The sequence below is a fragment of the Planktotalea sp. genome (assembly GCF_018607965.1).
GTDB lineage: Bacteria > Pseudomonadota > Alphaproteobacteria > Rhodobacterales > Rhodobacteraceae > Planktotalea.
The window spans coordinates 1-20,347 of the sequence record NZ_JABBAM010000010.1 but is presented as its reverse complement, the minus strand read 5'-3'; the positions used below and the strand labels follow the sequence as shown (position 1 = coordinate 20,347).

The following is a 20,347-nucleotide window of genomic DNA, read 5'->3' as shown; positions in this document are numbered from 1 at the left end:
GCAGCGTGCAAATTGTCGTGCGTTATAGACGTGGTATGGGCAGGTTCAAGGGGCATATGGGCGATAGCCCAAGCGAGACTTGACTTTCGCGGCCCCGCGCGGTGTATCGGCCCCAATCCTATAGCCGTTTCCGAAGGAAAAAGCACCATGCATGCATATCGCAGCCATACTTGCGCCGACCTGAATAAATCCAACGTGGGAGAGACCGTGCGTCTATCCGGTTGGGTCCACCGCGTGCGCGATCACGGCGGTTTGTTGTTTATCGACCTGCGCGATCATTATGGCATCACACAAGTTATGGCCGATCCTGACAGCCCCGTGTTTTCGCAAATCGAAAAAGTGCGCTCGGAATGGTGTATCCGTATTGATGGGAACGTCATGGCGCGCGACGAAAGCCTTGTGAATGCGAAAATCCCAACGGGTGAAGTCGAAGTGTTCATTCGTGACATCGAAGTGCTGGGTGCTGCGTCTGAGTTGCCGTTGATGGTCTTTGGTGAGCAAGAGTATCCCGAAGAAACACGCCTTAAGTATCGCTACCTCGATCTGCGTCGTGAGAAATTGCAGCGCAATATGAAGCTGCGGTCTGATGTTGTGTCGTCCATGCGCAAACGCATGTGGGACATGGATTTCCGCGAGTATCAAACGCCGATCATCACGGCGTCCTCGCCCGAAGGTGCGCGCGATTTTCTTGTGCCGTCACGCCAGCATCCGGGCAAATTCTACGCGCTGCCCCAAGCGCCACAGCAGTTCAAACAGCTGATCATGGTGTCTGGGTTTGACAAGTATTTCCAGATTGCACCGTGTTTCCGCGATGAAGACCCGCGCGCAGACCGCTCCCCTACAGATTTCTATCAGCTCGACCTTGAGATGAGCTTTGTCGAACAGCAGGACATCTTTGATACGATCCAGCCCGTTGTTGGTGGTATATTTGAAGAGTTCGGTGGCGGGCGTAAAGTTGATCAAACGTGGGAACAGATTTCCTACAAAGATGCGGCGCTTTGGTATGGCTCTGATAAGCCTGACCTGCGTAACCCGATCAAGATGCAAGTTGTGTCCGAGCATTTCGAAGGATCGGGTTTTGCGATCTTTGCGAAACTGCTTGAGCAAGACGGCACAGAGATTCGCGCCATTCCAGCGCCAACAGGTGGGTCACGCAAGTTCTGTGACCGCATGAACGCGTTTGCGCAAAAAGAGGGTCTGCCTGGTATGGGCTACATCTTCTGGCGCGATCAGGGCGAGGGTATGGAAGCGGCTGGACCGCTGGCCAAGAATATTGGACCTGAGCGCACGGAAGCGATCCGTCAGCAGCTTGGTCTGGGTGTCGGTGATGCGGCGTTCTTCCTTGGAGGCAAGCCAAGTGCGTTTGAAAGTGTTGCGGGACGTGCACGTAATGAGATTGGTGCGGCGTTGAAATTGATTGATGAGGATCGGTTTGCATTTGCTTGGATCGTGGATTTCCCGATGTATGAAGCGGATGAAGAGACGGGCAAGATTGACTTCTCGCATAACCCGTTTTCGATGCCACAGGGTGGCCTAGAGGCGCTGAATGGCGATCCTTTGGACGTTCTCGGGTACCAGTATGATCTGGCGTGTAACGGGTATGAGCTGATTTCAGGTGCGATCCGAAACCACCAGCCTGACATCATGTTTAAAGCGTTTGAGCTTGCGGGCTATGGCAAGGACGAAGTTGAAAAGCGCTTTGGCGGCATGGTTAACGCGTTCCAGTACGGCGCTCCGCCCCACGGTGGTTGTGCGGCTGGTGTAGATCGCATTGTGATGTTGCTGGCAGATGAAGCGAACATTCGCGAAGTCATTATGTTCCCGATGAACCAGCGCGCAGAAGATCTAATGATGAATGCGCCGTCTGATGCGATGAGCGATCAATTGATGGAACTGGGCCTGCGCGTTATTCCGCAGCACTAAGATTTTTGATCGCACCAAAAGAAAAGCCCCGCAGCGAAAACTGCGGGGCTTTTTCGTTTTCATGTTTAAGTCGGTGACTTAGCGGCGACGATCGCGGCGCGCTGACATAGGTTGGAAGGCGACGCCAACATGGGCCTCGCAGTAGGGCTTGCCGGCTTTCACAGGCAGGCCGCAGAACCAAAAGTCTTCTGTTGCGGGGTCGCCAACGGGCCATTTGCATGTGCGCTCGGTCAATTCCATCAAGCTGATCTTCTTTGACTTCTTCTCAACTTCACTGACTTTCGCCAACGCCTCTGGGCTAATCTCATTTGCGGAGGGCTGTGGTGGCAAGGGCTGGCCCGCAGGGATAATCGCGCGGCGCGCGGCAGAGCGCGGTGGCATGCCTGTGGGCACAACATCCGTGACAGGTGCCGCTGGTTTGGGCGCTGCTTCGACCTTGGGCGCTGCCTTGGGTTTCGGCTCTGCTTTGGCGACCTTAGGTTTAGCGTTTGCTTTGCTTGCGCCTGTGCCAGCACGATTGGAAAGACCCAAACGGTGCACTTTGCCGATCACAGCATTGCGGGTGACGCCGCCCAGTTCCTTGGCGATCTGACTTGCAGATTGGCCTTCGCCCCACATCTTTTTCAGCGTCTCAACGCGTTCGTCTGTCCAGGACATACCGGCTTCCTTATGTAAAAAAGCGGCCCTCGAAGGTGCCGCTCCTGATATCTTGGTGCTTGGCTCTATTCTAATCACGCGTGGCTGAGATACAAGTCAAACGAATCAGTACAAGGTCAGTGGTAAGCAATGACACAAAACAAAGCCTTAAACATACCAGAAATGGGGTCTCGTCGCTTTGGACGGGTGAATTGGTTGGGTCTAGAGACCTTGATCCGGCGCGAAGTCATGCGATTTCTAGCGGTTTGGACGCAAACTTTGCTCGCACCTTTGGTGACGGCAGGATTGTTTCTGTTGATTTTCAACCTCGCTATCGGGCTAAGCCGTGGTGATGTGATGGGTGTTCCCTTCATGAATTTCATTGCGCCGGGCATTTTGATGATGACGGTTATCCAGAATTCCTTCGCGAATGTGACCTCATCCATCGTGATCTCAAAAGTGCAGGGCAATATCGTCGATACGTTGATGCCTCCGCTTGCGCCTTTGGAGATGGTCATTGGTTATCTCGCTGGCGGGATCGGGCGTGGCGTCTTTGTTGCTTTTGCGATTGGTCTTGGGATGCTCTTGTTCCTTGGCATTGGTGTGCAGCATCCGATCATGGCGTTTGTGTTTGTCGTGTTGGGATCTGCTTTCCTTGGTGGTCTGGGCATCATCGCTGGCGTGTTTGCTAATAAGTTTGATCAAATGGCGGCGATCACGAACTTTATCGTCACGCCGCTCGCGTTCCTGTCAGGCACGTTTTATTCGGTATCGGTTCTACCGCCCGTCTTGCGCGAACTGACCCAGCTGAACCCGATCTATTATTTGATCGACGGTTTGCGCTATTCAGTGATCGGTGTGTCGGATGCGAACCCTTGGTCAGGGATGTTGAATTGTGCCGTGTCTGTTGTGGTCGTCTCTGCCATCGCGTGGCAAATGTTCCGCACAGGATATCGTCTTAAGCCTTAGACGCCTTGGCCTCGCGCCATGCGAGCAGGGCTGCACCTGCGATAATAACGGCGGCCCCTAGGAACGAGATGTTGCTTGGGATGACGCCGAAGATCATAGCGTCATAGAGCGCTGCGAACAGGAGCGTGCCGTAGCTAAACGGGACAACAAACGATGCGTCTGCGCGCGCGACCGAGTTCAGGAAACACGTTTGCGCTAAGGCCATGCCGACGCCGATGCCTGCAAGTGCGAACCATTGGTGCAGCGTTGGTGGTTCCCAAACTGATATGACGGCAAGGGTCGCAAGACAGAGGCCGATCGCGTTGTTGATCAGCAAGATTTGAAACGGCTTTTCACGGCGCGAGAGACGTTTCATAAAGATGATCTCCATCCCCAGCATCAAGGCCGCGCCAAGTGCGAGCAATGCCCCGGGGGCAATTGCGCCTGAACCAGGGCGTAGCAGGATCACAGCGCCGATCAGTGAAATGCCAGCGGCGGTCCAGCGGATGGGCCCTACGCGTTCGCCCAAGAAGAAAATCGCAAAAATCATGGCGAAGACGGGATTGAGAAAGCTGATTGCGTTTGCGTCAGACAGCGGGATGTATGCGACGGAGGCAAACATCAGCGTCACACCTGCTGCGCCAAATGTTGTGCGCAAAATGTGGAGCTTGATATTCGCAGGACCAAACTTTGGTCGCATCACCAACGCAGCGCTGCCCAATGTCAGAGCGGCGAACAAGAACCGCGCTTGTGTGATTTGAAAGACATGCAAAGGCTCGCCCAGAACGCCGGTCCCAACCGCCTTGGCCAGCAGGGTTGTCAGGGCAATGAACGCGGTCGCGCAGATCATCAAGATCATCGCAAGGCGCGCGTTATGGGAGGGCAAATCAGTCATGCCCAAGACCTGCGCCGAATTATCAAAGGCCGCAAGGCTTGGATTGTATCGCAACACTTCAGCCCTTGAAATCGACGTTGGCCCCTGTATGACGGATGCATGATCACACAGGTACATACCCGTCTGCGACGACCAATGCGCCGCGCTTAAACGCGTTCGATCTGCCGTGCATGACGGCCACCTCTTTCATGCTTCACTCAAATTGTTGACTTGCCCCTGATGCTCAGGCACTCACGTGGCTTCTATTTTTTAAGGATACGTCCATGATCCCTTCTGTTTTGCCAACCTATTCCCGTGCTCCGCTTACCTTTGTCAAAGGCGAAGGCAGCTGGTTGATTGAAGCAGATGGGCGACGTTTTCTGGACCTTGGGGCGGGGATTGCGGTGAACGCATTGGGTCACGCCCACCCCAAGCTGGTCGAGGCACTGACGACGCAAGCCAGCGCGCTTTGGCATGTGTCCAACCTCTATCACATCCCCCAGCAGGAAAAGCTGGCGGATTTGCTGGTAGAACACACATTCGCGGACACGGTGTTCTTCACGAACTCCGGTACGGAAAGCTGTGAATTAGCCGTCAAAATGGCGCGCAAATATTGGTTCGATAAGGGCCAAGCAGATCGCACAGAGATCATCACATTCGAGGGTTCTTTCCACGGTCGTTCCTCTGCGGGCATCGCGGCGGCTGGCTCTGAAAAGATGACCAAGGGGTTTGGGCCACTTTTGGGTGGGTTCAAGCACCTGCCTTGGAATGATCACGATGCGCTAACGGTGGCGATCACCGATCAAACCGCGGCGATCATGATTGAACCTGTGCAGGGCGAAGGCGGTATTCGCCCGCTGCCTGATCAATGCCTCAAGGGTTTGCGTGATCTGTGTGATGCGCATGGTATCTTGCTTATCTTGGACGAAGTGCAATGCGGTGTTGGCCGCACAGGCAAGCTGTTTGCACATGAGTGGGCGGTGATCGAGCCTGACATCATGATGGTCGCCAAGGGCATCGGAGGTGGTTTCCCCCTTGGTGCAGTCCTTTCAACGGAAAACGCGGCATCGGGCATGACGGCAGGCACGCATGGGTCCACATATGGCGGCAACCCCCTTGGTTGCGCAGTGGGTGCGGTTGTGATCCAGACCATCGCTGATTCAGACTTCCTCGCGGACGTGTCCCGTCGTGCAGGCGCGCTACGCCAAAGTCTTGAGGGACTGATTGCACAGCACCCAGACGTATTCGAGGCGGTGCGCGGCACTGGTCTGATGCTTGGGTTGAAATGCAAGGCGACGAACATTGATGTGGTGAACGCTGGCTATGACAACGCCGTCATTACAGTGCCTGCTGCCGATAATGTGATCCGCTTGCTACCTGCGCTTAACATTACCGAAGAAGATATCGCAGAAGCGACTAAGCGCCTCAGCGCTGCAGCGTCCCAAGTCGAGGCAGCCTCTTAGGTTTCACCTTTTAAAAATATCCCGGGGAGCGCGAGGGGCTGGCCCCTCGCACCCTCATTTGAAAAGAACAAAAACATGAACCATTTTCTAGATATCCATAAAACCAATCCAAACGATCTCACCAACATCATTACCCAAGCCCGTTCCATGAAGGATGCGCGCGTTGGCCTGCCCAAAGCAACCTTGGATGTGGAGCAACCGCTTGCGGGCCACATGGTTGCGCTGATCTTTGAAAAACCGTCCACGCGTACGCGTGTTTCGTTCGACGTGGGCGTGCGTCAGATGGGGGGCGAAACGATGGTGCTGTCTGGCTCTGACATGCAGCTTGGGCACGGCGAAACCATTGCAGACACCGCACGTGTTCTGTCGCGCTATGTGGACCTGATCATGATCCGCACGTTTGATGAAAGCGTGTTGCTTGAAATGGCGGAATACGCGGATGTACCTGTGATCAACGGCCTGACGGATCGCACGCACCCGTGTCAAATCATGGCGGATGTTATGACATTTGAAGAACATCGTGGCCCGATCAAAGGCAAAAAGGTTGTGTGGTGTGGCGACGGCAACAACGTTTGTGCATCCTTCCTACATGCTGCGGGTCAGTTCGGATTTGATATGGTGTTCACGGGGCCAAAACAGTTGGATCCAGAGGATGAATTTATCGGTCTTGCGCGCAAAGCAGGTGTGAGTGTCAGCATCGAGCGCGACGCATATAAAGCGGTCGAGAACGCTGATCTGGTCGTGGCGGACACGTGGATTTCTATGCATGACAGCCAGTCTGCAAAAGAGCGTCGTCATAATATGCTGCGCTCTTATCAAGTGAATGAAAAGCTGATGGATAGTGCGAAACCTGACGCCTTGTTCATGCATTGCCTGCCTGCGCACCGCGAAGAAGAAGTGACAAGCGCGGTCATGGACGGTCCGAATTCAGTGATCTTTGACGAGGCTGAAAACCGTCTTCATGCGCAAAAGGCGATCATGCGCTGGTGTCTGGAAAAATAACGCCTGCGCGCGCATTTGCGACGGCGATCAATCTGCTAGAAAGATCGTTGTCAGTGTTCCGTCAGATCCCTGAAGATAACCGATCCCGCCAACCTCGTCCGGGACACCAGCTGTGTTCAGGCCGAAGAACCGCCCAATCGCGGTTTGTTGAGTATCTTCAGAAATGATCTCGACGAAGGCTCCGTTTCTGAGTGTCGTGATCGCGCCACCCGAGAAGGTATTGCCGAACACGCGCATCCCACTGATTTGTACAGAGTTGAAACCGATATTGGAAGAAACGCCCGTGTCGCGGTTCGCGATAGTGAAGCTGTCTGCGGTTACATCAACAGCCCCACTCGCAAAATTCGCGCTAATCTTCGACGTTCCGTTTTTCAGGTCAAAGTTGGTCGTGCCGTTGGAATAGCTGGCCTCTGCTTCGCCATTGAAGACTGCACTGCCTGTGTCAGGCATGTCTGGTTCACTGGTCACAACACCGTAAATTCCCGTTGCCACATAAGGCTAATCCGCAACAAAATAAGCATGTGAATAGGCGCGGGCATAGTCGTAGTTGCCTGTGAACCCTTGGGCAGGGGTGGAAAATAGCGTTGAAACCCCGTCTGTTAGCAAGCCATTGGCAGTGTAGCCATTCGGATCGACCAAAGTATACGTGCCATCATTCAGCGTTGTTGCGCCGTTTGAGTGGTCTAGCGTTCCCGATGATGTGGTGAGCGTGACGCGTGTTGGAACCGACTGCAGTTAGAGGGCAACGCCGCCAAGTGTACTGGTCTTAGTGGCTGTCGTTTTCGTCGAGAGCGGCAGGTTGTTCGGGTCATTTCCGATCCCTCCTGTGGTGCGGGTGCCGTCAACGGGTGTGCACGCTGTGGTGATCAAGAGTGCGACACAGCCGACGAAAAATACGAGTATTGAGTCATTGAGCAGTCCTAACGCAAGGGTGACGTCCAGCTTGGTCGCAAAACCCCGCGAGAACTAGAGATTCGCTTGGTTTTTTCAGCAGTTAGGCGGCAATGCGCTTAACTTGCGAACCAAAACAGGATGCTAAAGATCAGCGCTGACATCAAAGCTGCAGCTGGAACGGTTATGATCCAAGCAGCGACAATCGTCATAAAGTGCGAACGTCGAACCAATTTGCGGCGACGACGCTCGATTGGTGCAATGATCTTTGCCTCTGGCACGGTTCCGGCTACTTTACGAAGGCGGCGCTCCATGTGCCATTCGCGGTAAAATCCTACCCCAAAGATACCACCAACGGCGATGTGTGTTGAGCTAACAGGCAGGCCTAACCAGCTTGCCACGATGACTGTAATTGCGGCAGACAAGGCAACGCAATACGCGCGCATTGGGTTTAGTTTTGTGATTTGGCTGCCAACCATGCGGATCAGCTTTGGTCCGAACAGAAACAGGCCGAATGAGATACCGAACGCACCGATCACCATGACCCACATCGGGATGGCGACCTTGGATGAGAAGTCACCGAATTCAGAGGCGTGCACAATCGCGGCCAAAGGGCCAACCGCGTTCGCAACATCGTTAGCGCCATGCGCAAAGCTGAGCAGAGCAGCGGAGAAGACCAATGGAATGCCGAAGAGAACTTTCAGCGATTTGTTGCGGTTCTCGAGGCCGATGGATTGACGGATGATCAGCGGGCGCGTGATGAAATAGGTTGCGACGCCCAGCGCGAGACCGATCAAAAGGGCGGTCTGGATGTCGATTTTGACGATCCGTTTAAGGCCCTTCATCGACAGATATGTCGCGAAAACGCCTGCCATAATGGCGACTAGGATTGGAACCCAAACGCGCGCAGCCGCGATTTTATCGTCGCGGTAGATGATCTTGTGTTTGATCAGCGCGAGGAACATTGCGGCGAACAAACCGCCCAGAACAGGGGAAATAATCCAGCTGGCCGCAATCGTGCCCATCGTTGGCCAATTCACCGCCGAAAGACCAGCCGCCGCGATACCAGCGCCCATAACACCACCCACAACAGAATGCGTGGTCGAAACGGGGGCACCAAGGAACGTCGCAAGGTTCACCCAAACCGCAGCACTGATCAAGGCGGCCATCATGGCCCACATAAAGACTTGGCCGTCTTCAACAGCTTTGGTGTCGATAATTCCTTTGGAAATGGTCGAAACCACATCACCACCCGCCAAAAGTGCGCCAGCACTTTCGCAAACAGCGGCGATTGCAATGGCGCCGCCCATGCTAAGCGCGTTCGCACCCACGGCCGGACCCATATTGTTGGCAACGTCGTTGGCACCGATGTTGATCGCCATATACGCACCAACGGCGGCTGCGGCAGCCACGATAAGAGAACCCTCACTGCCCCCGAACCACGTCATCGCGATGAAGAACGCCACTAAAATAAAGGCGAATGCGATGCCAAGTCCGACCATGGGACGCGCGACATAGTTTGTCGCCATCTCCAATTGACCGATCCGATTAAGATCGCGGTCCAGCGTTTTCCATTGGCTACCTAGGGGATCTTTGGCCATAGTGTTCTCTCTTAGCGGTACAAACGTTGCCAAGCGGGTAGTGATCAAAACGGCTCAAGACAAGTAATTCATCACACAGGCTTTGATTTTCTCACGTCAGCTTTCGCAGTTTAGAAGTTGCGCAGAATGTCCTGCAAGCCGGGTTCATCCACCAACTCAGCCGCTTCTGCGAGGCTGACCCACTTGCGGGTGCGCTCGGACGCCTCTGGAAAATCGTCCACAAGGTGATCGACCTCGATCGCGTAGACTTGGGTTTCACAAGAGACTGTGCCGCCCTCGTCCATGCGTTTTTCGTAATCGTATGTGCCGATGGGGTCGGGATTGATGTTGGCGGGTTTTACACCGGCTTCTTCCCATGCTTCTTGGGCTGCGGCCGAGTTTGCGTCCAAACCGTCGATGGGCCAGCCTTTGGGCAGGATCCAGCGTTTGGTTTCGCGGCTTGTGATGACCAGAACCTTGCGATCTGCACCGCTGCCTTGATAGCAGATGGCCGCGACTTGTACGCGGTTGGGGCGTTGAATGAGGGGTTGAACCACCTCTGCCCATGCTTTTTTCAAAAATCCTACCATAGTCAGCCTGCCCTTCGTTTCTTGCTTTTAGGCGTTTAGAGTTAACAGGTTGTTCAAAATATACAAATTTTTAGCGTGATCTTTTTTTAGCGCGTAATGTGGGATCGGCTTCGCGTGGGTTTTCTGGCCATGGGTGGCGGGGGTAGCGCCCGCGCATATCTTTACGCACGTCGGCGTAGGATGTGTCCCAGAATGCGGGGATGTCTGTGGTTGTTTGAACGGGGCGACCCGCTGGCGACAAAAGCGTGACGCGTAGCGCTTGACCCGCGACCATGGGGTGAACGGTTGTGCCGAACATCTCTTGCAGGCGCAGTTCGATTTCGGGTTGGCCATATTCGTAATTCACAGGAACACGCCGTCCCAGTGGGGTTTCCACGTGTGACGGCGTTGCGGCCTCAAGGCGTTGCATTTGGCCCCACGTTAGGATCGATTTCAAAGGCTCTAAGTAGTTGAGTGCCTTGAGGTGTTGCGCAGTTTTGACGCCGTTCAGATAGGGCAACAGCCAATATTCAGCGGTTTCGAGTAGGGCCTCGTTGGAAAGATCGGGCAAGTCTTCGCCAGATTTGCGCACCAGATCAACGCGCGTGCGAAAGCGTTCCTCTGCGGGGGAAAGATTGATCCCCAACATCTGCACGCCGTCCAACATTGCGCGTGCGATGGCGTCGGGCGAGGCATCTTTCCATAGGCGTTCATCTAGGATCAGGGACCCCAGTTTTTCGCGGCTGTAGGCAATCACGCGGTGTTCGCGTTTGGACCATGCGCATTCATTGACCCACTCGATCTGCTCTTCGAATAATGCGTGGATCTCGCTTAGGTTAATCTGAGCGGCTTGGCGGATGCGGGCCTCGCGCGGGTTGCCGTCTGTGTCGGTCACAACGATGAAAGGCGCGTTGCCGAGGACGTCGCCCTCGTCCATCACAGCACCTTTACCACCTGACAGAATATAGCGCGGCGCGTCGCCTTTGCGTCGTTGGCCGATGCGATCAGGGTAGGCAAGGGCGGTCATTGCGCCAAGGCTGAGTTTTTCCTTTGTGCCCGTCGGAGCGAGCTTTTTCAGGCGTTTGATTTCTTGGGTGATGCGCGCTGAGAAGTCCTTTGGAAGTCGCTTGTCGTAGAGGGCGCGCAGGCGCAGGGACAGATCAGACCCCGTGCCGCGCCCCATTGGATCACGTTCGTTCAGCATGGCTGCGACATCAGCGGCTTGGGGGCCAGCGATGGCGAGCATGTGACCAAGGCGCGGATGGAGTGGCATCTTGGATAGGGTTTGTCCGTGTTTCGTGATGCGATTGTCTTTGGTCAGCGCGCCAAGGTTTTGTAGCAGGTTTTGTGCATCGCTTAGCGTGGTGGGCGTTGGTAGCGTTAGGAATGGCAGGTCTTCTGGCGGCGCCCCCCACAGCGCGAGTTCGAGCGCGAGGCCCGTCAGATCGGCGGTTTCAATTTCAGCGGGCGCGAAGGCGGGCAGTGTGCCGGTCGCGGCCTTGGCCCAGAGTTTATAGGCTGTGCCCGCGGCGACACGACCCGCGCGACCTGCGCGTTGCGTGGCCTCTGCGCGCGAGACGCGTTCGGTGACAAGACGCGACATACCTGTGCCCGGATCAAAGCGAGCGCGTCGTGCGAGACCGCTGTCAACCACGGTGCGAATGTCTTCGATGGTGAGCGACGTTTCCGCGATGGAGGTGGCAAGGACGAGTTTGCGTTTGCCGTCGGTTTCGGGCTGGATTGCGGCGCGCTGGTCTTGGAATTTCATGGCGCCGTAGAGAGGGCGTAGCGCGACGTTGGGGGCGATGCGTTTAGCAAGCAGGGCTTCGGTTCTGCGAATTTCGCCCTCACCGGGGAGGAAGGCGAGGATACCGCCTGTCGTGTCTTGAAGGGCTGTTTCGATCAGGTCGGCCATGCCCGCCTCAAGACTGCGTTCTTTGGGCATGGGGAGAAGAAGGAAGATGGGTTCAACCGGAAAGCTGCGACCTTGGGACGTGATGATGGGCGCGTCGCCAAGAAGGGCCGCGACGGGGGCGGCGTCTAATGTGGCGGACATAACGATGATGCTGAGATCTTCGCGCAGGGCTGCGCGGCATTCGATACACAGCGCGAGGCCAAGATCGGCATTCAGCGAACGTTCGTGGAATTCATCAAATATGACCGCACCGATGCCTGTGAGTTCGGGATCGGTTTGGATGATGCGGGTGAGAATACCCTCGGTCACGACTTCGATGCGGGTGTTCGGGCCGATTTTGCGTTCGCCGCGCATGGTGTAGCCGACAGTTTCCCCGACCTGTTCGCCAAGCTGGGACGCAAGGCGTTCAGCAGCAGCGCGCGCCGCAAGGCGGCGAGGTTCTAGCATGACGATCTTGCCCTGAACGTCGCCCGCTTTGAGAACGGCCAGCGGAACGCGTGTTGTCTTACCCGCACCGGGGGGCGCTTGGAGCACAGCGAGCCCGCGCGCTTTGAGTGCGCTGAGAAGGTCGGGCAGGACCGCGTCGATGGGGAGTGCGTCGTTCATCCGTTACATATCGTTCAAAGTGCAGGGGTAGACAACGCCCGCGTGCTCAGGGAAAACCCGTGGGTGACTTATGCGAGGCCCAACATGGATATCCAAACGCTTGCAAGTGCCGTGCAGAACGGTGAGCGACGTGCTTTGGCGCGCGCGATCACGCTGGTTGAAAGCGCACGTGCGGATCATCGGATTCAAGCGGCGGACCTGCTGGACCTGCTGGCGTCAGGGGGACGTCAAGCGCTGCGCATTGGTCTGTCTGGGACGCCCGGTGTGGGTAAATCGACGTTCATTGAGAGTTTTGGGATGATGTTGTTGGGGCAAGGGTTGCGCGTTGCGGTTCTGGCGGTCGATCCGAGTTCGACGCTTTCTGGCGGGTCAATCTTGGGGGATAAAACGCGGATGGATCGATTGGTGCGCGAAAAGGCGGCGTTTATTCGACCGTCCCCGTCGCAAACCCATCTGGGTGGTGTTGCGCGGCGGTCGCGCGAAGCGGTGGCTGTGTGCGAGGCGGCTGGGTTTGATGTGGTCTTGATTGAAACGGTTGGTGTTGGGCAATCCGAGACGGTTGTTGCGCAGATGGCGGATTTGTTTGTGTTGTTGCTGGCCCCTGCGGGGGGCGATGAATTGCAGGGCGTAAAGCGCGGCATCATGGAAATGGCAGATCTGATTTTAGTGAATAAGGCCGATGGAGATCTGAAGCCTGCTGCCACGCGCACGATGGCGGATTATGCGGGGGCTTTGCGGTTTTTGCGCAAGCGTGCGCAGGATCCAGACGGGTTTCCAAAGGCGATGGCGGTGTCTGCGTTGGAAGAGAGCGGATTGGCGAAAGCGTGGGATGAGATGAACGCGTTGGTTGATTGGCGGCGTTCTGAAGGTTTTTTTGCGGGCATGCGGGCTGAACAGGCGCGGTTCTGGTTTGAGGAAGATGTGCGCCAAGCGATGTTGGCGCGTTTGCGTGATGCTGGACCTTTGCGCGATGCGATGGACCGCCTTGGTGGTTTGGTCGCGCGCGGGGATGTGACGCCTGCCTTGGCGGCGCAGCGGATGCAGGATTTGTTGAAGGGTTGAGCGGGGGCTAGCCCCCGAACCCCCAAAGTTTATTTGGAAAGATGAAGCCTGCGACTTAGTCGGTGAGTTTGCGCGCATCGCGGGCGAGCAGGGCGACGAAGCCAGCGATCATGTCATTATTTTTGGGATTGGACGCGTTGCCATCGAGCGCGCGTTTTAGCACACCTTGGACGATCGCGAGGAAGCGAAAGTAGGAGAACACGAGGTAGAAGTTCCAGTTGTCTGGAACCATTGTGCCGCGGCGTTCGCAATATTTGGCGACGTATTCTGCTTCGGTCGGGATGCCGAGGGTTGTGCGATCAAGACCTGCGAGACCTTTGAATTCTGCAGCGTTTGGCAGGCGCCAATGCATGCATTGATAGGCGAGGTCGGCAAGGGGGTGGCCAAGCGTGCTGAGTTCCCAATCGAGCAATGCGAGGATTTTGGCGCTGTCTTTTGCGTAGATCGTATTGTCGATGCGGTAATCACCATGCACGATAGCGCTGACGCCGTCGCCTGCAGGCATGTTCGCCGTGAGCCATTCCATGACGTGATCCGCGTCAGGCAGATTTTGGGTTTGTGCGGCTTTGTATTGTTGGGACCAGCGCGAGACTTGGCGTTCGAAATAGTTGCCAGGCTTGCCGTAATCCCCAAGACCGACGGATGTTGGATCGACGGAGTGAAGGGCTGCGAGGGTCGCGTTCATTGAATCGTAGAGTGCGGCGCGCTCGGGTTTGGAGATTTCGGGTAGGGCAGGATCCCAGAATATACGACCATCAAGGTATTCCATGACGAAGAACTGCGTGCCCATAGGGCTGTTGTCATCCGTAAGGTGCAGCATTTTGGGGACAGGGACGTTTGTGCCAGCCAAGCCCTGCATCACGCGAAATTCGCGATCGACGGCGTGGGCGGATTTCAGGAGTTTTCCGGGTGGTTTTGCCCGCAGCACATATTTCGCAGCGCCCGACGTTATCAGGTAGGTTGGATTCGACTGACCGTCAGAAAATTTGTCGACACTGTCCAAAGCGCCAAAGCCATTTACGTTTTCTTGTAAATAGCGTTGTAAATCGTTGTGATCGTATGTGTGCATCGCGTTACGTTCCGTCAGAGGGCATGGACAAGCTTACCCACAGTAAGCAATCCTTTAGCCAAGCCCACAACAGTTACCTTGCGATAGGACGCCCCCGAGATGAGCATGAACCTAGGCCTGAACCCGATCCATGCGCCGCTGCTTCAGCGCGTACGTGACATGATCCGCGACGAGATCACGCCGCTTGAAGAAGAGTACCACGCAGAAATCGGCAAAGGGGATCGCTGGACGTACACGGAGCGGCAAGCGGACATCCTTGAGGGGTTGAAGGCCAAGGCGAAGGCAGCGGGGCTGTGGAATTTCTGGCTGACGGACAGTGACAAAGGGTTTGGCCTGACCACTGTGGATTACGCATATTTTGCAGAAGAAATGGGGCGTACTCCGCTAGGGGCTGAGGTGTTCAACTGCGCGGCACCTGACACGGGCAACATGGAAGTGTTTGAGCGTTACGGGACGGACGCGATGAAGGGGCGGTGGTTGATGCCGCTTTTGGAGGGCGAAATCCGCTCGGCCTATTTGATGACCGAGCCTGACGTGGCGAGTTCGGATGCCACCAATGTGTCGCTTTCGTGCGTTCGTGATGGGGATGACTACGTCTTGAACGGCGAGAAATGGTGGGCCAGCGGGGCGGGTGATCCGCGCTGTAAGGTTTATATTGTTATGGTGAAAACGGGCGACGACACCGCGCCTAAGCATCAGCGCCATTCGATGATTGTTGTAGAGGCTGGCAGCAAGGGGATCGAAATTTTGCGCCCCATGCAGGTGTATGGCCATGATGATGCGCCACATGGGCATATGCATATTCGGTTCACGGATGTGCGCGTTCCAGCAGAGCAAATGTTGCTGGGCGAAGGGCGTGGTTTTGAGATCGCGCAGGGGCGCCTTGGGCCTGGGCGCATCCACCACTGCATGCGCTCAATCGGGCAGGCAGAATCGGCATTGGAAATGATGTGCAAGCGTTCGCTGGAACGTGAGGCGTTTGGCAAGCCGCTTGCGCAACTGGGTGCAAATTTCGACATTATCGCAGAGTGCCGTATGGACATCGAACAAGCGCGTTTGATGTGCCTGAAGGCGGCTTGGATGATGGATAAGGGGGATGGTCGTGCGGCGGCACCCTACATTTCACAGATCAAAGTTGTGGCCCCTAATATGGCGCTGAAAGTAATAGACCAAGCCGTGCAAATGTTTGGGGCGCAAGGGATTTCCCAAGATACGCCGCTTGCGATTGCGTGGACGTGGCAACGCGCGTTGCGCTTTGCAGATGGTCCTGATGCGGTGCATCGCCGCCAAGTCGCGCGCGCAGAGTTGAAAAAATACACACAAGAGCGCATGTAACGCGCCAGATCGCCCCTGAATCGCTTGACGCCTATTGGATATCACCCTAAGACCCGCCAGAAGATATACATGCGCTCGCGAGAGCCGCACCCATTTTTTGTTTGCAGGGATACGCCTGCATCGAACGAACACGAGGAAATGCCCAATGGCTCGTCGCTGCGAATTGACCGGAAAAGGCCCGATGTCGGGTAACAACGTAAGCCACGCTAAGAACCGTACACGTCGTCGGTTTTTGCCGAACTTGAATGATGTAACACTTCAGTCCGAGATTTTGGGCCGTGGCATCAAGTTCAAGATTTCTGCAGCAGCTTTGCGCACAGTTGATCACCGTGGTGGTTTGGATGCGTTTTTTGCGAAGTCCAAGGACGACGAACTGTCTGACAACGCGTTGAAAGTGAAAAAAGAAATTGCGAAAGCACAATCGGCAGCTGCGTAAGCTTTTACGACTACCTTAAAGATTTGCGCCTCGTAGCTTATGCTGCGGGGCGCTTCTTTTCATCCGTTGATCCTATATCATGACAGGACTAAGCCTGAGCGCATGACACGTTCGATGCATATCTTTGGCTATTTTTTGGTGACGCTTATTGCGTTGACCGCGCAAAGTGCTGCGATTGCGCGCACGATGCCGGATGCGGCGGGACAGATGGTTTTGTGCACAGGCAATGGGCCTGTGATGGTCTACTTTGATGAGCATGGTGAACCCACTGCACCACCGCATCTGTGTCCCGATTTCGCGCTCTCGCTGATTCTTGGGCTCGACGTCGAGGATGTTACACGTGCCGCGATGGGTGCTTGGTCTCTTGGAGAGAGCTTGCCATTTGTGAAGCGGCGTGTGGTTTTTGAAATTGGCACACCAAATGCGCGTGGACCTCCGGTTTTGATGTTGGTTTAAACATTTCCTCCCAAACATCAAAATGACAAAGGAGAGACGCGATGTCTTTCACATCCAAACTATTGGCTACAGCTTTTGTGGCGACCCTTGCAGTTCCTGCATTTGCAGACGGTCTGATGATCAAAGATGCGTATGCGCGCAGTGCCTTTGACGGTGCGAAGACCGGAGCAGCGTTTATGCAAATTATGAACCACTCTGATGAGGATGATCGCCTCATTGGAATCTTGTCTGACGTTGCTCAGAAAATCCAATTGCACACCCATGTAGATATGGGTGAAGGCGTGATGAAGATGATGCACGTTGAAGACGGTTTTGTGATCCCCGCGGGTGGTCTGCATGCGTTGTCGCGTGGGGGTGATCATGTGATGTTGATGGGATTAACCCAAAAGTTGATCGACGGTGAAACCGTTGAGCTAACGCTGGTTTTTGAGAATGCGGGCGAGGTTGTTGTGCAAGTTCCCGTTGATCGCGAACGCCAAGATGATGGTGCAATGATGCAGGGTGAGATGGATCATTCAGACCATGGCGCAGACAAGTGACGTTGAAAGGATGGGGGCTAGCCCCCTGTCCAATCATAGATTGGCCTCACCCCAAAGTTTATCTGGAAAGATGAAGCGCGGTGTTGTGTTGTTGACAAGTGATAGGTCAACGCGAGAAAGTTCGGTATGAGAACAGACGCTGATATTCCAATTTTATATTCTTTTCGCAGGTGTCCTTATGCGATGCGCGCGCGGCTTGCGATTGCGAGCGCGGGGCAAAATGTTGAGCTGCGCGAGATAAGTTTGAAGACCAAACACGACGCGTTTTTGAAGGTGTCGTCTAGTGGCACTGTGCCGTGTTTGGTGACGGATCAGAGCGTTTTGGATGAAAGCTTGGATATCATGATCTGGGCGCTGAACTGTAGAGATCCGCAGCGGTGGTTAGACATGCCCGCCGCAGGATGGGAGTTGATTACGCTGTTTGATGGGCCGTTCAAAGATGCCCTTGATCGCACGAAATATGCTGTTCGGTTTGAGGGAAGTGATCCGTTGGTGCAGCGCGAGATTGCGCATGGATTTTTGACTGAATTAGAGGCGTCCATGGGGGAGTGGATCTATGATCGTCTCAGCATTGCGGATTTTGCGATTTTGCCGTTTGTGCGTCAATTTGCGAATATTGATCGAGCGGTGTTTGATGCGCAGCCTTGGCCTAAAGTTCAGGCATGGTTGGATCGTTTCCTGCGCTCAGGCGCGTTTGTTCAAATTATGGACAAGCATGTGTTCTGGGGCGCAGAGGATGCGCCGATTGTTTTTCCGAAGACGGTTTAGATTTTTAGGAACACATCTGCTGCGCGCGTTGGCCAAATTCTTTGTACCGCAGCCAGAATTTTTCATGACTTGTGCGATCTGATTGGCGAATTTCTTGGCTACGATGGGGGTCTTTAAAGAATGTCGCAGCCAAACGCTGATCAGACGAACTTAACTTGCCGCGCGCTGCTTTTTGGATGCAACGACACAGGCTCCGATTCGCAGATTTGCGGTCAGATTTCATGCAAGCGCGCTGCATCGTTCCGGCCTCAACAGGTGTTGGAACCACAGGGGCTAGTATCGCTGATAATGCGATTGTCAAAATGATGTGTTTCATAGTCTCTGCCTTGTTGCCGACATCTGCGCGGATCTCATGCCCGTCGTCTAGGATGCAGGTTACCTTCGCCTTGATAATAGCGCAAAATCAGCAAAGTTTCAATTGTTATGCGGGATCGGCGAAGGGTTGCCGAAAATGCATTGGATATGGGGCGCATACGCCACCTTGACCAAGGCGCATTTCCCACTCATATCCAAGCTATGACAGAGCTGAACAAAATCCGTAATTTCTCGATCGTGGCGCATATTGACCACGGTAAATCCACCCTTGCTGACCGCCTCATTCAAGAGACGGGCACAGTGAAAGATCGCGACATGCAAGCGCAGATCCTGGACAGCATGGATATCGAGCGTGAACGCGGCATTACGATCAAAGCGAACACGGTTCGGATTGACTATGTCGCTGACGACGGCGAGGCCTATGTGCTGAACCTGATTGACACGCCTGGTCACGTGGATTTTGCCTATGAAGTGTCGCGGTCCATGCGCGCGGTTGAGGGATCTTTGCTGGTCGTTGATAGTTCGCAAGGTGTGGAAGCGCAGACGCTGGCCAACGTGTACCACGCGATGGAAGCGGATCATGAAATTGTGCCAATCCTCAACAAGATTGACCTGCCCGCGTCCGATTGTGACCGCGTGGCCGAGCAGATCGAAGACGTGATTGGCATTGATGCCTCTGGCGCGATTCGAGTCAGCGCGAAAACGGGTCAGGGTATTCACGAAACGCTTGAGGCGATTGTTAAAGAATTGCCAGCGCCCAAGGGCGAGCGCGAAGCACCGCTGAAAGCGATGCTGGTCGATAGTTGGTATGACGCGTATTTGGGCGTGATCGTTCTGGTGCGCATCATCGATGGTGTCCTGAAAAAGGGCGAGCGCGTGCGCATGTTGTCCAACGATTCCGTCCATCACGTCGACCGCATCGGTGTGTTTCGTCCGCAAATGGAAACGATTGATGAACTTGGACCGGGTGAGATTGGGTTTCTGACAGCGTCCATCAAGCAAGTTCGTGATACGCGCGTGGGCGATACGATTACCCACGAGCGAAAAGGCACAGATGAGGCGCTGCCGGGCTTTAAACCTGCGCAACCGGTTGTTTTCTGTGGTTTGTTCCCTGTGGACAGTGCTGAATTCGAAGATCTGCGCGATGCGATTGATAAGCTTGCTTTGAACGATGCGAGTTTCTCGTTTGAGATGGAAACATCTGCAGCGCTGGGCTTTGGATTTCGCTGTGGTTTCCTTGGCTTGCTGCACCTTGAAGTGATCCGTGACCGGATCGAGCGCGAGTATAACGTTGAGCTGATCACGACGGCGCCGTCCGTGATTTACCACATCCACCTGAAAAGCGGTGAGATGATGGAGTTGCATAACCCCGCTGACATGCCTGACATGACCTTTGTCGACCACATGCAAGAGCCGCGTATCAAGGCAACGATCTTGGTGCCGGACGAGTATCTGGGTGACGTTCTAAAGCTTTGCCAAGACCGCCGTGGTATTCAGGAAGATCTGACCTACGCTGGGACGCGCGCGATGGTGGTATATGACCTGCCTTTGAACGAGGTTGTTTTTGATTTTTATGACCGTTTGAAATCTGTGACCAAGGGCTATGCGTCGTTTGATTATCAAATGATGGGATATCGAGAAGATCAACTAGTGAAGATGTCGATCCTTGTGAACGATGAGCCGGTCGATGCTTTGTCTACCATGGTTCACCGTGATCGCGCTGAAACGCGGGGTCGTGCGATGGTGGAAAAGTTGAAAGACTTGATCCCGCGTCACATGTTCAAGATCCCGATCCAAGCGGCGATTGGCGGTAAGGTTATCGCACGCGAAACTTTGTCTGCGATGCGCAAGGACGTGACGGCCAAGTGTTACGGTGGTGACGCGACCCGTAAGAAGAAGCTGCTGGAAAAGCAAAAAGCGGGTAAGAAGAAGATGCGTCAATTCGGCAAGGTGGATATCC

At 54.8% G+C, this 20,347-nt stretch carries 19 protein-coding genes; 11 read left to right on the top strand and 8 right to left on the bottom strand.

The annotated features are described in order from the left end of the window. The first annotated feature begins 147 nt into the window (after positions 1 to 147). Entirely contained in the window at positions 148 to 1,923 is a 1,776-nt protein-coding gene (gene aspS, locus QZ279_RS00590; RefSeq protein ID WP_293446846.1) for an aspartate--tRNA ligase, read from the top strand. A gap of 78 nt (positions 1,924 to 2,001) precedes the next feature. On the opposite strand, the gene QZ279_RS00585 is transcribed toward aspS, so the two are convergent. Beyond that, complete coding sequence (locus QZ279_RS00585; protein WP_293446845.1) at positions 2,002 to 2,580, bottom strand: GcrA family cell cycle regulator; 579 nt, start codon at positions 2,578 to 2,580, stop codon at positions 2,002 to 2,004. A 129-nt stretch (positions 2,581 to 2,709) separates the two neighbouring features. Here QZ279_RS00585 and QZ279_RS00580 point away from each other — a divergent pair, with 129 nt between their 5' ends. Beyond that, a complete protein-coding gene (locus QZ279_RS00580) occupies positions 2,710 to 3,528 on the top strand; it encodes an ABC transporter permease (RefSeq protein WP_293446844.1) in 819 nt (272 codons plus the stop codon). Here QZ279_RS00580 and QZ279_RS00575 read toward each other — a convergent pair. Continuing rightward, positions 3,518 to 4,402, bottom strand: coding sequence for a DMT family transporter (locus QZ279_RS00575; protein WP_293446843.1), 885 nt, complete (start codon positions 4,400 to 4,402; stop codon positions 3,518 to 3,520). The genes QZ279_RS00580 and QZ279_RS00575 overlap by 11 nt on opposite strands. 263 nt (positions 4,403 to 4,665) lie before the next feature. On the opposite strand from QZ279_RS00575, the gene QZ279_RS00570 reads away from it, so the two are divergent. Continuing rightward, positions 4,666 to 5,844, top strand: coding sequence for an aspartate aminotransferase family protein (locus tag QZ279_RS00570; RefSeq protein ID WP_293446842.1), 1,179 nt, complete (start codon positions 4,666 to 4,668; stop codon positions 5,842 to 5,844). A gap of 75 nt (positions 5,845 to 5,919) precedes the next feature. Beyond that, the gene (argF, locus tag QZ279_RS00565) at positions 5,920 to 6,846 is read left to right on the top strand and encodes an ornithine carbamoyltransferase (protein ID WP_293446841.1); all 927 of its coding nucleotides are present in this window, start codon (positions 5,920 to 5,922) and stop codon (positions 6,844 to 6,846) included. Between the two features lie 27 nt (positions 6,847 to 6,873). Here argF and QZ279_RS00560 read toward each other — a convergent pair whose 3' ends face one another. The 4 genes from QZ279_RS00560 to hrpB form a co-directional block, all read right to left on the bottom strand. Beyond that, on the bottom strand, positions 6,874 to 7,338 hold the full coding sequence (locus QZ279_RS00560; RefSeq protein ID WP_293446840.1) for a transferrin-binding protein-like solute binding protein: 465 nt from the start codon (positions 7,336 to 7,338) through the stop codon (positions 6,874 to 6,876). Positions 7,339 to 7,856: 518 nt separating this feature from the next. After that, positions 7,857 to 9,338, bottom strand: a complete 1,482-nt coding sequence (locus tag QZ279_RS00555) for an inorganic phosphate transporter (RefSeq protein ID WP_293446839.1) — start codon at positions 9,336 to 9,338, stop codon at positions 7,857 to 7,859. Positions 9,339 to 9,448: 110 nt separating this feature from the next. Then, positions 9,449 to 9,907: an NUDIX hydrolase gene (locus QZ279_RS00550; RefSeq protein WP_293446838.1), complete on the bottom strand. Its 459-nt coding sequence runs from the start codon at positions 9,905 to 9,907 to the stop codon at positions 9,449 to 9,451. A gap of 70 nt (positions 9,908 to 9,977) precedes the next feature. Continuing rightward, entirely contained in the window at positions 9,978 to 12,407 is a 2,430-nt protein-coding gene (hrpB, locus tag QZ279_RS00545) for an ATP-dependent helicase HrpB (protein WP_293446837.1), read from the bottom strand. 84 nt (positions 12,408 to 12,491) lie between these two features. Between hrpB and meaB the strand changes: the two genes are divergently transcribed. Continuing rightward, positions 12,492 to 13,469 (top strand): methylmalonyl Co-A mutase-associated GTPase MeaB, encoded by a 978-nt coding sequence (gene meaB, locus QZ279_RS00540; protein WP_293446836.1) that lies wholly within the window; start codon positions 12,492 to 12,494, stop codon positions 13,467 to 13,469. A 55-nt stretch (positions 13,470 to 13,524) separates the two neighbouring features. Here meaB and QZ279_RS00535 read toward each other — a convergent pair whose 3' ends face one another. Next, entirely contained in the window at positions 13,525 to 14,538 is a 1,014-nt protein-coding gene (locus QZ279_RS00535; RefSeq protein WP_293446835.1) for a phosphotransferase, read from the bottom strand. Positions 14,539 to 14,637: 99 nt separating this feature from the next. Between QZ279_RS00535 and QZ279_RS00530 the strand changes: the two genes are divergently transcribed. The 5 genes from QZ279_RS00530 to QZ279_RS00510 all read left to right on the top strand — a co-directional run bounded on the left by QZ279_RS00530 (position 14,638) and on the right by QZ279_RS00510 (position 18,072). Then, positions 14,638 to 15,873, top strand: a complete 1,236-nt coding sequence (locus QZ279_RS00530; protein ID WP_293446834.1) for an acyl-CoA dehydrogenase family protein — start codon at positions 14,638 to 14,640, stop codon at positions 15,871 to 15,873. A 145-nt stretch (positions 15,874 to 16,018) separates the two neighbouring features. Next, entirely contained in the window at positions 16,019 to 16,309 is a 291-nt protein-coding gene (rpmB, locus tag QZ279_RS00525; protein ID WP_293446833.1) for a 50S ribosomal protein L28, read from the top strand. Between the two features lie 102 nt (positions 16,310 to 16,411). Next, positions 16,412 to 16,765: a hypothetical protein gene (locus QZ279_RS00520; RefSeq protein WP_293446832.1), complete on the top strand. Its 354-nt coding sequence runs from the start codon at positions 16,412 to 16,414 to the stop codon at positions 16,763 to 16,765. A 41-nt stretch (positions 16,766 to 16,806) separates the two neighbouring features. Beyond that, the gene (locus tag QZ279_RS00515) at positions 16,807 to 17,304 is read left to right on the top strand and encodes a copper chaperone PCu(A)C (protein WP_293446831.1); all 498 of its coding nucleotides are present in this window, start codon (positions 16,807 to 16,809) and stop codon (positions 17,302 to 17,304) included. Positions 17,305 to 17,430: 126 nt separating this feature from the next. Further along, positions 17,431 to 18,072: a glutathione S-transferase gene (locus QZ279_RS00510; protein WP_293446830.1), complete on the top strand. Its 642-nt coding sequence runs from the start codon at positions 17,431 to 17,433 to the stop codon at positions 18,070 to 18,072. A gap of 4 nt (positions 18,073 to 18,076) precedes the next feature. Here QZ279_RS00510 and QZ279_RS00505 read toward each other — a convergent pair whose 3' ends face one another. After that, the gene (locus tag QZ279_RS00505; RefSeq protein WP_293446829.1) at positions 18,077 to 18,388 is read right to left on the bottom strand and encodes a hypothetical protein; all 312 of its coding nucleotides are present in this window, start codon (positions 18,386 to 18,388) and stop codon (positions 18,077 to 18,079) included. A gap of 200 nt (positions 18,389 to 18,588) precedes the next feature. Between QZ279_RS00505 and lepA the strand changes: the two genes are divergently transcribed. After that, on the top strand, positions 18,589 to 20,347 hold a 1,759-nt coding region (gene lepA, locus QZ279_RS00500; protein WP_293446828.1), incomplete at its 3' end, for a translation elongation factor 4.

What these genes read in the sequence shown, in the direction of transcription:
- rpmB (WP_293446833.1), top strand. Translation starts at nt 16,019, where the DNA reads ATGGCTCGTCGCTGCGAATTGACCGGAAAAGGCCCGATGTCGGGTAAC.
- QZ279_RS00580 (WP_293446844.1), top strand. Translation starts at nt 2,710, where the DNA reads ATGACACAAAACAAAGCCTTAAACATACCAGAAATGGGGTCTCGTCGC.
- meaB (WP_293446836.1), top strand. Translation starts at nt 12,492, where the DNA reads ATGGATATCCAAACGCTTGCAAGTGCCGTGCAGAACGGTGAGCGACGT.
- QZ279_RS00505 (WP_293446829.1), bottom strand. Translation starts at nt 18,388, where the DNA reads ATGAAACACATCATTTTGACAATCGCATTATCAGCGATACTAGCCCCT.
- argF (WP_293446841.1), top strand. Translation starts at nt 5,920, where the DNA reads ATGAACCATTTTCTAGATATCCATAAAACCAATCCAAACGATCTCACC.
- QZ279_RS00535 (WP_293446835.1), bottom strand. Translation starts at nt 14,538, where the DNA reads ATGCACACATACGATCACAACGATTTACAACGCTATTTACAAGAAAAC.
- QZ279_RS00570 (WP_293446842.1), top strand. Translation starts at nt 4,666, where the DNA reads ATGATCCCTTCTGTTTTGCCAACCTATTCCCGTGCTCCGCTTACCTTT.
- QZ279_RS00575 (WP_293446843.1), bottom strand. Translation starts at nt 4,402, where the DNA reads ATGACTGATTTGCCCTCCCATAACGCGCGCCTTGCGATGATCTTGATG.
- QZ279_RS00530 (WP_293446834.1), top strand. Translation starts at nt 14,638, where the DNA reads ATGAGCATGAACCTAGGCCTGAACCCGATCCATGCGCCGCTGCTTCAG.
- aspS (WP_293446846.1), top strand. Translation starts at nt 148, where the DNA reads ATGCATGCATATCGCAGCCATACTTGCGCCGACCTGAATAAATCCAAC.
- QZ279_RS00515 (WP_293446831.1), top strand. Translation starts at nt 16,807, where the DNA reads ATGTCTTTCACATCCAAACTATTGGCTACAGCTTTTGTGGCGACCCTT.
- hrpB (WP_293446837.1), bottom strand. Translation starts at nt 12,407, where the DNA reads ATGAACGACGCACTCCCCATCGACGCGGTCCTGCCCGACCTTCTCAGC.
- QZ279_RS00550 (WP_293446838.1), bottom strand. Translation starts at nt 9,907, where the DNA reads ATGGTAGGATTTTTGAAAAAAGCATGGGCAGAGGTGGTTCAACCCCTC.
- QZ279_RS00555 (WP_293446839.1), bottom strand. Translation starts at nt 9,338, where the DNA reads ATGGCCAAAGATCCCCTAGGTAGCCAATGGAAAACGCTGGACCGCGAT.
- QZ279_RS00520 (WP_293446832.1), top strand. Translation starts at nt 16,412, where the DNA reads ATGACACGTTCGATGCATATCTTTGGCTATTTTTTGGTGACGCTTATT.
- QZ279_RS00585 (WP_293446845.1), bottom strand. Translation starts at nt 2,580, where the DNA reads ATGTCCTGGACAGACGAACGCGTTGAGACGCTGAAAAAGATGTGGGGC.
- QZ279_RS00510 (WP_293446830.1), top strand. Translation starts at nt 17,431, where the DNA reads ATGAGAACAGACGCTGATATTCCAATTTTATATTCTTTTCGCAGGTGT.